The sequence below is a fragment of the Aedoeadaptatus ivorii genome (genome assembly GCF_030815095.1).
GTDB classification, from domain to species: Bacteria; Bacillota; Clostridia; order Tissierellales; family Peptoniphilaceae; genus Aedoeadaptatus; species Aedoeadaptatus ivorii.
On the sequence record NZ_JAUSWF010000005.1, the window covers coordinates 20,058 to 32,743 of the forward strand.

Here is a 12,686-nt window from a genome sequence, read left to right on the forward strand (position 1 = left end):
ACCTACAGAGGATTTTTGCGGGGTTTTCCGCCCCCGCGGGGATATTTTTTGGGCGTCGGCTTGCTCTTTTCGATCACCACGAGGCTCCGCTCGTCGCCGCCGGGCAAGTGGATCTCTTTGATTTCGGCAACGGTTCCGCCCAGGATGTCGATGGCGCGCTTGGCTTCCTTTACTTCCTCGCGGCCTTCGGCGCCCTTCATGGCGATCAAATGTCCGCCGACTTCCACAAAAGGCAGGCAGTATTCCGCCAAAATAGGCAACCGCGCCACAGCGCGGGAGAGTACGATCTCGTACTGCTCCCGAAAGGCCGGATCGCGGCCTTCTTCTTCCGCACGTCCGTGATAGGTCTTTACATTCTCAACGCCCAGTGCTTCGATCACAGCGTCCAAGAAGGTGATGCGCTTATTCAAGCTGTCCATCAAATGGACATCTCTATCGGGGAGGGCGAGGGCAAGCACCATGCCGGGAAAGCCGGCGCCGGTCCCTAAGTCCAAAATCTTTCCGTCGCCCTGCATTTCCTCGAGCAATAGCGGAGTCAGGGAATCGATAAAGTGCTTATCGATCATCTCTTGCTCCTCGGTAATACGGGTTAGATTCGTGTGCTGATTCCACTCCAAAAGGATCTCTGCATAGCGATCGAATGCCGAAAGCGGTAGCGGCAACCCGAACGCTTCCAATGCGTCTTTACGCGTCGTCCAATCCACTTTCTCGCTCCCTTCTCTGTTGTTCCAAATAGATTAACAATACATTGATATCCGCCGGCGATACCCCACTGATGCGGCCCGCCTGGCCCACGGAATCGGGTCGAATGCTACTTAGTTTTTCTTTGGCTTCGTTTCTGAGGCCGCGGATGGCCATATAGTCCAGGTCCTTGGAGAGGTGTTTATTCTCCATCTTTCTCGACTTTTGAATTTGTGCCTGCTGCTTTTCGATATAACCCTTATAGCGAATCTCAGTCTCCACCTCCGTTATCACGTCTTTGGAAAGCGTCGGTCGATGGGGGTCGAAGACGGCGAGGTTTTCGTAGTTCAACTCCGGTCGCTGCATAAGATGCAAAAGCGAGATGGCGTTTTTCAGCTCTGCAGAGCCGAGGGTCGCCAGAATGCGGCAGTTTTCTTCGGTGGGATTGATCTGAATCCCCAAAAGACGCTCCCGTTCGCGTTCGATTGCGTCCTTTCGCTCGCGGAAGAGGGCGTATCGGGCGTCGTCGACCAATCCGATTTTGCGCCCGAGCTCGGTCAGCCGCAAATCCGCATTGTCTTGGCGAAGGGTTAAACGGTACTCGGCGCGGGCGGTCATCATGCGATAGGGTTCGCGCGTGCCCTTGGTCACCAAGTCGTCGATTAAGACGCCGATATAGGCTTGGTCGCGGCCCAAGATCAAAGGTTCTTTGCCTTCGATGGCCAACGACGCGTTGATGCCCGCCATAAGGCCCTGTGCCGCCGCCTCCTCATAGCCGCTGGATCCGTTGATCTGACCGGCCATATAGAGATTCGGAACGTCCATGACCTCTAAGGACCGATGCAGCTTGGTCGCATCGATCGCATCGTATTCGATGGCGTAGGCCGGGCGCATAAATTCGCAGTGCGAAAGCCCCTCGATCTCGCGATACAAGCGAATTTGCACTTCCAGCGGCAGGGAAGAGGAGACGCCCTGTACGTAGATTTCCTTGGTGTGCATGCCTTCCGGCTCCAAAAACACCTGGTGTCGATCGCGGTCGGCAAAGCGCACCACCTTGTCCTCGATCGAAGGACAGTAGCGGGGGCCTTTGCCCTCGATATCGCCCAGCGCCATGGCGGAGCGGTGAATGTTCTCGCGAATAATATCGTGGGTAGCGGGGGTGGTATAGGTCAAATGACAGGAAATCTGCTCTTTGTCGGAATAGTCTTTTTGAAAATTCAGAAACGAAAAGGAATGAATCTCCGCATCGCCCTTTTGTTCCTCCAAATGCGTATAGTCGATGGAATCCCAATGCACCCGCGCCGGTGTACCGGTCTTCATGCGAAGGGTGGGGATTCCCAGGGCCTCGATGCGATCCGTTAGCGCATTCGCCGGCTGCATGCCGTCGGGCCCGCCGGAATAATTGACCTCGCCCATAAAGATGCGGCCCCGCAGATAGGTGCCGGTGGCGAGAATGACCTTTTTTGCCTTATATACCGCACCACTCTTACAGACGACACCGCAAAGGGCATCGTCTTCGAAGGAAAAGGCGATCACCTCGTCTTGAATGAGATGGAGCCTGTCTTGGTCTTCCAGCGCCGATTTCATGGCGGCATGATAGTCCCACTTGTCGGCCTGGGCGCGCAGAGAGTGCACCGCCGGGCCCTTGGAGGTATTGAGCATTCTGGATTGAATAAAGGTCTTGTCGATATTTTTTCCCATCTCGCCGCCCAATGCGTCGATCTCGCGCACCAGATGCCCCTTGCCCGTGCCGCCGATATTGGGATTGCAGCTCATGGCGGCGATCGAGTTGAGATTCATGGTCAAAAGCACCACAGTATGGCCCATCCTCGCCGCCGCCAGGGCCGCCTCACAGCCCGCATGGCCCGCGCCGACGACCGCCACATCGGTCTCTTTTGCTAAAAATTCCATAGGCCCTCCTTACTTGCCGATACAAAACTTGGAAAATACGTGGTTCAACACCTCTTCGTCGGCGGTCTGCCCGGTGATCTCGCCGAGCTTTGCAAAGGCGTCTTCGATATAGATCTCGGCCAGATCGAGCCCCACGCCCGCTTCGAGATCCGCGATGCCCTTATCGAGCGATTCTATGGCCGCCTGCAAGAGGTCTCGGTGGCGCAGGGAAGTGAGAAATACGTCGTCCGTGCGGATATCGCCCGCCAAAAACCACGATTCGATCTTTTCTTCCACCGCATCGAGGCCCTCTTCTTCGCGAAAACTGGTCTCGATCACCGCACCGGGAAAATATTCTTCCATTTCTTCGGCGGAGACGGCGCTTCCCAAATCACGCTTGTTCAACAGACACAGCGCCCGCTTGTCCCGCACGCCTTCGATAATTTTCAGGTCCGTTTCCGTCAAGGGATTGGAGGCGTCGAAGATCGCGATTACCAGATCCGCATCCTCCATGCTCTTCAGCGCCCGCTCGATCCCCAATTTTTCGACCACGTCTTCGGTTTCGCGAATGCCCGCCGTATCCTGCACCCGCAGGTGGATGCCGTTTAGGGAATATGACGCTTCGAGGACGTCGCGGGTGGTGCCGGGAATCTCGGTGACGATCGCCTTATCCTCCCGCAAAAGGGCGTTTAAAAACGAACTCTTACCCACATTGGGCTTGCCGACGATGGCGGTGGCAATGCCTTCTTTGACGAGTTTTCCGCGATGAAAGGTCTCCAAAAGGCGCTGCATTTCTTCGCGGATTTTCGTCGCGGTATCGATCAAAACCTCGACCCCCACCGGCTCCACTTCTTCGGTCGAAAAGTCGATCTCCGCCACCAGCTGCGCCAAGGTATCCTTTAGAGACGCGCGAAACCCTTCGATCTTGCGGTACAGGGCGCCGGTGAGTTGGCGAACCCCCTGTTTTTGGGCCGAGACGCTCTCCGCCTCGATCATATCCATAATGCCTTCGGCCTCGGTGAGGTCGAGTTTGCCGTTCAAAAACGCGATCTTGGTAAACTCCCCGGGCGTTGCGCCCACGCAACCCGCCTCCAAAAAGGCGGAAAGAATACGCTCGAGTCCTACGCTGCCGCCGTGCGCCTGAATTTCGACCATATCCTCGCCGGTGTAACTGCGGGGGCCGCGAAAGGCGACCGCCAGCACCTCATCGTAGACCTCGCCGTCCTTCACGAAGTGGCCGTAGAGGAGCTTTCGGTCGTTGGCGGGATCCGACAAAGATTCCCGCCCGGAGAAAAATCGCTCGCCCATTATAATCGCGTCCGTTCCGCTCAGCCGTACGATTCCGATGCCCGCCGGCGCCTTAGCCGTAGATATCGCTGCAATGGTCACGCTATCACCTTCCTATAAAAAAGCCTTCATAGAGACTATGAAGGCTGAGATGTTTCTTTATGAATGACGACCCGACGATGCGGATCCTTTCCCTCGCTCCGGGTGCGGACGCCCTCTACATTGGCGAGGCAGGCATGAATTACGCGCCGCTCCTGGGCATCCATCGGTTCGAGTTTAGCGGACTTGCCGGTCTTTAAGACCTTATTGGCCGTCTTTCCGGCGATCCGCTTTAAAGTGGCCTCGCGCTTTTTGCGATAGCCGCTACAGTCGACGATCACGCGCCGAAATTCCCGGCTGCGCTGGTTGATCATCGCCGAAAGCACCGTTTGAATGCCGTTTAGGGTAGAGCCGTGCTTGCCGATCACAATGCCCGTCTCTTCCTGTTTGCCGTCGATGGCAACCTCGATATTTCGATCCCGAAAATCCACCGAGAGGGTATAACCCAGCTCCAGCGTGGTGAGGATCTGATCGACGTATTCGCGGATAAAGGCTTCGATTTCGTCGTCGTCTTCGAAAAACTCCGCCTCCCGGCGCTCCTCTGCGTCGAATTCCGCTTCCTCGTCGTCTTCTTCGTCGCCTTCCTCGTTCGCCCTATCGATAGACGGCGATGGGGTATCGACGATGGTCGGTTCGGGTCGCATCTTCTGTGTATCCGACGGATCCGGCGCGGCGTCCTTTGTCAGCTCATCGCCCAAAATCGCTTCGACGATGTCTTTGCTGTCGATCTTCTCGGAAACCTTGACGATGGCGTCTTTTCCCCCGATCAGCCCTAAAAATCCCTTCGAGGGTTCTTCAATGATCTCAACTTCCGCGCGATCGCGATCGATGCGCAACTCCGCTAAGGCTTTTTCGACGGCTTCTTCTACCGTCTTGGCCGATTGGATGGAAAAACTCATACCTACGCCTCCGCTTCTTTCTCGACGACCTTATTGCTGATCATCTGTTGCAGTATAGAGAAAATGCTCCCGGTGATCCAGTAGAGGACCAGACCGGCGGCCATTCTTCTCGCAAAGATCAAAATCATCAAGGGCATCATTATGCTCATCGTGCGCATCATCTGCTCCGAAGATTCTGTAGAGGGCGCCTTATTGTTCTTCTGTACTATATAGGTAGACAACCAGGTGAAGAATGCGGCCACAATCGGGAGCGCCAAACCGGTGGGATCCGGATGATCCAGACTCTGAATAAAGAAGAAGTTCTTTTGAATCGCATCGTAAAATCCGGCGTCCTGGAAGGCGAACTTCGTGGGAAATTGGAAAATACGATAAAATGCGATCAATACGGGGAACTGGACCAACATGGGCAGACAGCCGCTCAGCGGATTGAATTCCGCCTCTTTATAGAGCTGTTGCTGTTTCTGCGCGAGAAGTTGCGGATCGTTTCCGTACTTTTTCTGTAATTTTTGTCGTTCCGGTTCCAATTTCGCCATCTTGAGCTGGTTGCGCGTCTGCATAATATTCAGCGGCAAGAGGGCGAAGCGGAAGAGCAGCGTCGTCAAAACAATGGCGATGGCATAAAAGGAGATGGCCTTCGGCTCGGCACCCATAGCCGATACGAAATCGTATACGCCGCGCAGAAGGGTTCCTAACAGTCCCGCTAAGAAATTAATCAAGTAAACTTCCTCCTAGTCTATGGAAGTGGGTCATAGCCGCCCTTGTGGAAGGGGTGGCATCGTAAAATGCGCCTTATACTCAAATAAAGCGCCTTTAAGAACGGATATTTAGAAAAAGCCTCGTAACTGTACTGGCTGCAGGTCGGGTAAAAGCGGCAGTGCGCCCCGACGAGGATATAGCGGGAAATGTAGTTCTGATAAAAACGGATGGCCTTAAGCGCCGCTTTTCTCACGATGTTTCCCTCCCCGAGCGAGTTTCGATACGCGAAAGATATGTTCAAAGGCGGATTGCATGCCCCGAAAATCCAATCCACTCACATTGTCCTTAACCACGAGTACCAGATCGTAGCCGGGGCGCAGGCGGGGATAGATCTCTCCATAAAGATGACGCAATCTGCGTTTTATGAGATTGCGAACAACGGCCTTTCCCACCTTTTTGTTGATGGAAAAACCCATCCTCGAATGGTCCAGACCGTTTTTCTTTACGTAGAGAGTAAAATTTCGATTCCCGAAAGTATGTCTCTTCCGATACACTTTTTTAAAATCCTGATCTTTACGGATAAAATACTTTTTTTCCATGAATTTAAGCGGAAAGTTTCTTTCTTCCCTTCAATCTGCGTGCGCGCAAGACCTTACGGCCGCCGCGGGTTCTCATGCGAGCGCGGAATCCGTGTTCTCTTTTGCGTTGTTTACGCTTCGGTTGATACGTTCTCTTCACAGTGCTACACCTCCTCCTGTGGGATATAAAAGTGCCTAAAAGGCCTATTTTTAAAATACACTCTATATATTATAGGGACCGGAAGGGATTTCGTCAATGTTTTTCGGCGATTTCGGGCAAAAATACGACTCTATTTATCTATCCCGGGAAAACTTGTTTTCCTAAATAGTGAAATTCAGTTGCCCTTATGAGACGTGGCGACCTGTTGATAACTGTTTTTTGATTGTGTATAATTATTTACAGCTTGTGAATAAAAAAATGGGCTGTGGATACTTTGTGAGTTATGCACAGTTTGTGGATATCTTGTGCATAACTCTTGTGCTTTTCTATACATTTCCGAAATTTGAACGAAAATCGGGTCTTTTTATGCACAGTTTCCACAAGTTCACCCTGTTTATACTTTTTTATTCCCCACAATCCACAGCTTTGTGGATTGTTTTATCCGCAATGCATTGTTCCACATGTGCATATGTTAATACATTCGAAAGCCAAAGACCGGGAGTGAAATATGATACCTGACGTACACGCTTTATGGGAAAAAGCCTTCCAGTACATACTCGAAGAAAATCTCTATGAATCTCAGATCAACACTTGGTTTCGACCGATTCGCCCGGTTCGGATCCAGGACGATACGCTGATTTTGGGCGTATCCCGAGAATTCGTACTCAACCACCTGCAAAAAAATAACAACAATTATAAAAACCTTATCCGCCGCGCCGTCAAAGAAGCCGCCGGCAGCGATTTGGACATCCGCTTTGTATTGACCGAGGGCGGCGCACCGGCCGAGCCGCAAAACGACAGCATTCGCCCGGAATACCATCTCAATCCGAAATATACCTTCGATTCCTTTGTGGTGGGACCCTCCAATCAATTTGCCCACGCCGCGTCTTTGGCGGTGGCGGAAAATCCCCGCGAAAATCGCGCCAACCCGCTATTTATCTACGGCGGCGTCGGTTTGGGCAAGACCCATCTCATGCACGCCATCGGCCATTTTCTGCACCGAAACGATCCGTCGAAGCGGATCCTCTATGTCACCAGCGAGCAATTTACCAACGAATTTATCGCCTCGATCCAGACCAATCGCAACGAAGAGTTTCGCAGAAAATACCGCTCCCAGGACCTCCTGTTGATCGACGACATCCAGTTTATCGCCGACAAGGAATCCACCATGGACGAATTTTTTCATACCTTTAACGAACTTCACGGCCGCGATAAACAGATCGTAATGACCAGCGACAAACCGCCCAAGGACATTCAAAAACTCGAACAGCGGCTGATTTCGCGCTTTGCATGGGGCCTGGTGGTAGACATTCAGGCGCCGGATCTCGAGACGCGCATCGCGATTTTAAGAAACAAGGCGGAGAGCGACGGCTTCGACGTTCCCGAGGGCGTCATCAACTATATCGCCACCCATGTGAAGAGCAATATTCGGGAGCTGGAAGGCGCGCTTTCTCGCGTGACCGCCTACGCCAAACTCACCACCGGCGAGATCACCGAAGAGACCGCCGCCATGGTGCTGAAGGACATCTACGAAAACAACAAACCCGTCGCGGTGACTGTGGGACGCGTAAAAGAAATTATCGCGGCGGAATACCATATTTCTCTGGAGGACTTAAACAGCAAAAAGAGATCCCGTCCCATCGCCTATCCCCGCCAAATCGCCATGTATCTGACCCGCAGCATGACCGACCTTTCGCTGCCGAAAATCGGACAGGAATTCGGCGGCCGGGATCATTCCACGGTGATCCACGCCTATGATAAAATTGAGGGGGAAATCGAGTCGGATCCGGAAGTCAGTATGCAGATCGAACGGTTAAAGGAGAAGATTAAGGGCAACTGATTGTGGATAACTCTTCCCGTCCTCCATAGCTTTATGCACACTCTATCCACAGCCTCCTTTCCTACCTCCGCGCTTTTCCGCTTTCTATCCACAAATCCACAGCCCCTACTACGATTACGAAGTATTACTCTTATATAGGAGGAGACAACATGCAGTTTCATATCGACAAATCCGCCCTGTCCTCCGTCGTCTCTACGGTCTCCAGGGCCATATCCGCAAAGACCAATATGCAGATTCTGGAAGGCCTGTATATGGAAGCAAAGGGAGGCGAATTGATTCTACGGGGTACGGATACCGAAATCTCCATCGAATCGAAAAGCGCCTGTATGGTCGATACCGAAGGGAGCATTGTCTTAAATGCCTCCCTCTTTGGCGACATCGTGCGCAAATTGCCGGCCGCCATGGTCCACATCGAAAGCGACGGCCAAAAGGTAAAGATCGTCTGCGAGCATTCCCGCTTCGAACTGATGGGGCAAAATGCCGAGGAATATCCGCAGCTGCCCGAACTCGAAGAAAAGGAATCGGTCGTCGTCACCGCCGACGACCTCTTAAAGGCCTTCAAGGAAACCCAATTCGCCACCTCAAACGACGATATGCGCATCGCGCTTACCGGCGTCTTGCTCGACGTAACGCATGAAGGCATCACATTCGTCGCCCTCGACGGGTATCGCATGGCGATGAGCCGCATCGCGGGCGAGCAACAGCTGGAGCGGGATCTCATCCTGCCGGCAAGAAGCGTCACCGAAATCGCAAAGATGGTGGAGGGAAAAGGCGCGCTTTCTATGGAAATCGGCAGCAACCACCTGTTGATCTGCTTAGACGAAACCAAGTTTTATACGAAGCTCTTAAACGGCGAGTTCTTCCAGTACAATAGCCTGATCCGCCGCGAACACGATGTCACGGTGCGTTTGGAGAAGAAGCCGTTTATCGAAGCCCTGGAACGGGCGAGTTTGATGACCGGCAAGGAGCGCAACGGCCTGGTAAAACTCGAAATCTTTGACGATCGCATCGAAATCCTCTCGAATTCCGAGATCGGAAATGTCCACGAAGTGGTGGAAGCGCAAAAGACGGGAGAGGACCTCACCATCGCCTTTAACGCCCGGTATCTGTTGGAGGGGATTCGCGTCGTCGCAGAAGAAGAAATCGAGATGGGATTTACCGACGCGGTCAACCCCTGTATTATTACGCCGAATGCAGCCGATTCGTATCTGTACTTGGTGCTTCCGGTCCGGTTGGCGAGCCTATGAAGATCCAAACCGAATACATCAAACTCGACAGTCTTATGAAATTGATCAGCTGGGTCGATTCCGGCGGCATGGCAAAGACCGTGATCGCAAACGGCGAGGTGCGCGTAAACGGCGAAGTGGAAACGCGCCGAGGCCGCAAGCTCTACCCCGGCGATTCGGTACAATGGGAGGATCTTTGCGAGACGATCGAGTAGAAAGAAATCCGAACGTTTGTACTCTGAGAACATTTGTACTATACTATAAGAGAATGCGGCCCCGGGGGAGGTATGAATGTATGTAGAACGGTTGGATGTGGTTTCCTTTCGAAATCACGCACAACTCTCTCTTACCTTTCGGGAGGGCATATACAGTCTCTACGGCCCCAACGGCATCGGAAAGACCAATTTTTTGGAGGCCATCTATGTGGCGATGACGGGGCGGAGTTTTCGAACCAATACCCTAAAAGAAGTCATCGCTTTTTCGCGGGAACAGGCGTTTTTGCGCGCGCGCATCCAAACCGATCCCTTTCAAAAGGATCTGGAGATTGCCATCGGCGAAAAGGAGCGCAAATACGTGCGGGACAACAACCCCGTTCCCTCCGCCCGAGACTACGCCCGGGGCCTAGCGGCGGTGGTGTTCGAGCCCAAGCATCTGCGTATGGTGCAGGGCCCCCCGTCCGAGCGGCGCTCGATGCTCGACGAAATTTTGCGTATGAGCTCCGCCGCCTACGACGCCGCCTATAGCGGATATCATCATGTGTTGTATCAGCGCAATTACTTACTCAGAAAGCGAGGAGAGGCGGACCTGTTGGAGGTCTACGATCTCCGCCTTTCCACCTATGCCGCCGTCCTCTTAAAGGAGCGACTGGCCTTTTTAAAGCGCATGTCGAAAGTGGCGGCCGCCTACTATAAAGAAATTTCCGGAGAAAAAGAGAGCTTGGACATTCGCTACAAGGCGACCTTTCCCGTCGCCTTCGGCGGGGATCTCAAGGCGGATTTTTACGAAGCGCTCCGGAAAATGCGAAAAGAAGACTACGAACGGGGCCGCACGGCGATCGGGCCCCATTTGGACGATTTGCAGTTTCTGCTGGACGGCAATGAGGCAAAAAAATACGCCTCCACCGGACAGATCCGAAGCATCGTCCTGGCGGTAAAATGTATGGAGATCCATCGCCTCAAGGAGAGCACGGGGAGCGATCCGGTGGTGCTTTTGGACGATGTGCTCTCGGAACTGGACGAGGCGCGCAGAGAGCGCCTGCTTCGCCATTTAAGGGGACAGTGTTTTATCACCACGGCGGAGTATCTGCCGTTTTTAGAAGAATATTCCCGTCCCCTGGATCTGACGGAAATCAAGAATGCATCGAGAAAGGCCTAGGCTTTGTCCGGGTCTTTTTGCGGTAGAGGAGGGCTTATGGCAAAGGGAAATGAGTATAGTTCCAGCAATATACAGGTACTGACGGGACTGGAACCCGTTCGGAAGCGGCCGGGTATGTATATCGGCTCCACGGGGGCAAAGGGCCTGCACCATTTGGTATACGAGGTCGTGGACAACTCCATCGACGAGATCCTCGCGGGTCGCTGCGATTCGGTATGGGTGCGCTTAAACGACGACGGATCGGCCGAAATCGAAGACAACGGGAGCGGGATTCCGGTGGACATCCACCCCCAAACCAAAAAGAGCACGGTCGAGACGGTACTTACGATTCTCCACGCCGGGGGGAAATTCGACAGCGACGCCTATAAGGTATCCGGCGGGCTCCACGGCGTCGGCGTATCGGTCGTAAACGCCCTTTCCGAAAAGCTGATCGCCGAGGTCAAGCGCGAAGGCAAAAAATTCCGCCAAGTCTTTTCGCGGGGCATTCCCCTGACCGATCTCGAAGTGGTGGAAGAAGGCGTAAAAGAGACCGGCACCAAGATCACCTTTTATCCCGATGCGGAGATCTTTAAGGAGACCACGGAGTTCAGCCGCGAAGTGCTAGCGCGCCGTTTCCGCGAAATGGCCTTTCTCAATAAGGGCGCCTATATCGAGTTTCAGGACAATCGCGACGATGCCGATTTTCGGGAAGTCTACCACTATGAAGGCGGCATTATGAGCTATGTGGAGTATTTGAACCGCAGCAAAAAACCCATCCACGACAAGATCCTCTATGTCGACGAGATCGAACAGGACACCGCCGTAGAAGTCGCCATTCAATACACCGACGGCTACCGCGAGACGGTGCTGACCTTTGCCAACAATATCAATACCGAAGACGGGGGCACGCATCTCTCGGGTTTTCGGAGTGCGCTCACCAAGAGCATCAACGAATACGGCAGAAAATACAATTTTATCAAGGAAAAAGAAGAAAACCTCTCGGGCGAGGACGTGCGCGAGGGCATCAGCGCCGTAATCAGCGTCAAGATTCCCGATCCCCAGTTCGAGGGCCAGACCAAGGCAAAGCTCGGCAATTCCGAGACCAAATCGATTGTGGAGCGGGTCCTTTCGGGCTATTTGGAATCCTTCCTCGAAGAAAACCCCAAAATCGGAAAGATCATCCTGCAAAAGGCGCTTTCGGCGCGTCGGGCGCGGGAGGCGGCGCGTAAGGCGCGGGATCTGACGCGCAAGCGCTCGATCCTCGACAATACGCCCCTGCCCGGCAAGCTCGTCGACTGCCAGCTCGACGACAATCGCGTCACCGAGATCTTTTTGGTCGAGGGGGATTCCGCCGGCGGCAGCGCCAAGGGCGGACGCGACAGCCGTACCCAGGCGATTTTGCCGCTTCGGGGAAAGATTATGAATGTGGAGAAGGCACGGCTCGACAAGATCTTAAATTCTAAGGAGATCCGCGCCATGATCACCGCCTTCGGCACCGGGATCGATCAGGAATTCGACATCGAAAAACTGCGCTACGGCAAGATTATCATCATGACTGATGCGGACGTCGACGGCGCCCACATTCGCACCTTGCTCCTAACCTTCCTGTTTCGCCACTTGCCGCAACTGATTGAAGAGGGCCACGTCTTTGTGGCGCAGCCGCCGCTTTACGGCATTAAGCGGGGCACAAAGGTACTCGAGTACTGCTACAGCGACGCGGAACTGCAGGAGGCGCTCGACCGATTGGGGCGCGACAAAAACCTCAAGATCAGCCGCTACAAGGGGCTCGGGGAAATGAACGCCGAAGAGCTGTGGGAGACGACCATGAATCCCGACCACCGCATTCTGCTTCGGGTCGGGGTAGAGGACGCAAAACAGGCGGACGAGGTATTTTCGATGCTGATGGGCCAGGAAGTGGAGCCCAGACGAGAGTTTATCGAGGAAAATGCGATCTATGTAGAAAACATAGACGCGTAG

The 12,686-nt window shown here is 53.6% G+C and carries 13 protein-coding genes; 5 read left to right on the forward strand and 8 right to left on the reverse strand.

All coding sequences use genetic code 11. The features are described 5' to 3' along the window. Positions 1 to 2: 2 nt before the first annotated feature. Genes rsmG through rpmH form a run of 8 tightly spaced genes read right to left on the reverse strand, consistent with a single transcriptional unit; the run spans position 3 to position 6,290 of the window. Positions 3 to 704, reverse strand: a complete 702-nt coding sequence (gene rsmG / locus QO008_RS04355; RefSeq protein ID WP_307384717.1) for a 16S rRNA (guanine(527)-N(7))-methyltransferase RsmG — start codon at positions 702 to 704, stop codon at positions 3 to 5. Further along, entirely contained in the window at positions 685 to 2,592 is a 1,908-nt protein-coding gene (gene mnmG, locus QO008_RS04360) for a tRNA uridine-5-carboxymethylaminomethyl(34) synthesis enzyme MnmG (RefSeq protein WP_307384719.1), read from the reverse strand. Before mnmG ends, rsmG begins: the two co-directional genes overlap by 20 nt. 9 nt (positions 2,593 to 2,601) lie before the next feature. Then, positions 2,602 to 3,960: a tRNA uridine-5-carboxymethylaminomethyl(34) synthesis GTPase MnmE gene (gene mnmE, locus QO008_RS04365; RefSeq protein ID WP_307384721.1), complete on the reverse strand. Its 1,359-nt coding sequence runs from the start codon at positions 3,958 to 3,960 to the stop codon at positions 2,602 to 2,604. 35 nt (positions 3,961 to 3,995) lie between these two features. Next, positions 3,996 to 4,856, reverse strand: a complete 861-nt coding sequence (jag, locus tag QO008_RS04370; protein WP_307384723.1) for an RNA-binding cell elongation regulator Jag/EloR — start codon at positions 4,854 to 4,856, stop codon at positions 3,996 to 3,998. A 2-nt stretch (positions 4,857 to 4,858) separates the two neighbouring features. Then, positions 4,859 to 5,572: a YidC/Oxa1 family membrane protein insertase gene (locus tag QO008_RS04375; protein ID WP_232006477.1), complete on the reverse strand. Its 714-nt coding sequence runs from the start codon at positions 5,570 to 5,572 to the stop codon at positions 4,859 to 4,861. Between the two features lie 17 nt (positions 5,573 to 5,589). Further along, a complete protein-coding gene (gene yidD / locus QO008_RS04380) occupies positions 5,590 to 5,805 on the reverse strand; it encodes a membrane protein insertion efficiency factor YidD (RefSeq protein WP_126466273.1) in 216 nt (71 codons plus the stop codon). Beyond that, positions 5,786 to 6,151 carry a ribonuclease P protein component gene (rnpA, locus tag QO008_RS04385; protein WP_126466274.1) on the reverse strand — a complete coding sequence of 122 codons (366 nt, stop codon included), beginning with the start codon at positions 6,149 to 6,151 and terminating at the stop codon, positions 5,786 to 5,788. The genes yidD and rnpA overlap by 20 nt, the downstream gene beginning before the upstream one ends. A 4-nt stretch (positions 6,152 to 6,155) precedes the next feature. After that, the gene (gene rpmH / locus QO008_RS04390; protein WP_126466275.1) at positions 6,156 to 6,290 is read right to left on the reverse strand and encodes a 50S ribosomal protein L34; all 135 of its coding nucleotides are present in this window, start codon (positions 6,288 to 6,290) and stop codon (positions 6,156 to 6,158) included. A 508-nt stretch (positions 6,291 to 6,798) separates the two neighbouring features. Between rpmH and dnaA the strand changes: the two genes are divergently transcribed. The 5 genes from dnaA to gyrB all read left to right on the forward strand — a co-directional run bounded on the left by dnaA (position 6,799) and on the right by gyrB (position 12,686). Beyond that, on the forward strand, positions 6,799 to 8,130 hold the full coding sequence (gene dnaA / locus QO008_RS04395) for a chromosomal replication initiator protein DnaA (protein WP_126464491.1): 1,332 nt from the start codon (positions 6,799 to 6,801) through the stop codon (positions 8,128 to 8,130). Positions 8,131 to 8,279: 149 nt separating this feature from the next. Then, positions 8,280 to 9,377, forward strand: coding sequence for a DNA polymerase III subunit beta (gene dnaN, locus QO008_RS04400; RefSeq protein WP_307384726.1), 1,098 nt, complete (start codon positions 8,280 to 8,282; stop codon positions 9,375 to 9,377). Then, positions 9,374 to 9,571: a S4 domain-containing protein YaaA gene (yaaA, locus tag QO008_RS04405; RefSeq protein WP_126464493.1), complete on the forward strand. Its 198-nt coding sequence runs from the start codon at positions 9,374 to 9,376 to the stop codon at positions 9,569 to 9,571. The genes dnaN and yaaA overlap by 4 nt, the downstream gene beginning before the upstream one ends. A 76-nt stretch (positions 9,572 to 9,647) precedes the next feature. Further along, positions 9,648 to 10,730, forward strand: coding sequence for a DNA replication/repair protein RecF (recF, locus tag QO008_RS04410; RefSeq protein ID WP_126464494.1), 1,083 nt, complete (start codon positions 9,648 to 9,650; stop codon positions 10,728 to 10,730). A gap of 36 nt (positions 10,731 to 10,766) precedes the next feature. Next, positions 10,767 to 12,686, forward strand: coding sequence for a DNA topoisomerase (ATP-hydrolyzing) subunit B (gene gyrB / locus QO008_RS04415; protein WP_126464495.1), 1,920 nt, complete (start codon positions 10,767 to 10,769; stop codon positions 12,684 to 12,686).

Bases quoted from the DNA above. Each gene is read 5' to 3' on its own strand.
- recF (WP_126464494.1), top strand. From the start codon at position 9,648: ATGTATGTAGAACGGTTGGATGTGGTTTCCTTTCGAAATCACGCACAA.
- gyrB (WP_126464495.1), top strand. From the start codon at position 10,767: ATGGCAAAGGGAAATGAGTATAGTTCCAGCAATATACAGGTACTGACG.
- dnaA (WP_126464491.1), top strand. From the start codon at position 6,799: ATGATACCTGACGTACACGCTTTATGGGAAAAAGCCTTCCAGTACATA.
- yaaA (WP_126464493.1), top strand. From the start codon at position 9,374: ATGAAGATCCAAACCGAATACATCAAACTCGACAGTCTTATGAAATTG.
- mnmG (WP_307384719.1), bottom strand. From the start codon at position 2,592: ATGGAATTTTTAGCAAAAGAGACCGATGTGGCGGTCGTCGGCGCGGGC.
- jag (WP_307384723.1), bottom strand. From the start codon at position 4,856: ATGAGTTTTTCCATCCAATCGGCCAAGACGGTAGAAGAAGCCGTCGAA.
- dnaN (WP_307384726.1), top strand. From the start codon at position 8,280: ATGCAGTTTCATATCGACAAATCCGCCCTGTCCTCCGTCGTCTCTACG.
- rnpA (WP_126466274.1), bottom strand. From the start codon at position 6,151: ATGGAAAAAAAGTATTTTATCCGTAAAGATCAGGATTTTAAAAAAGTG.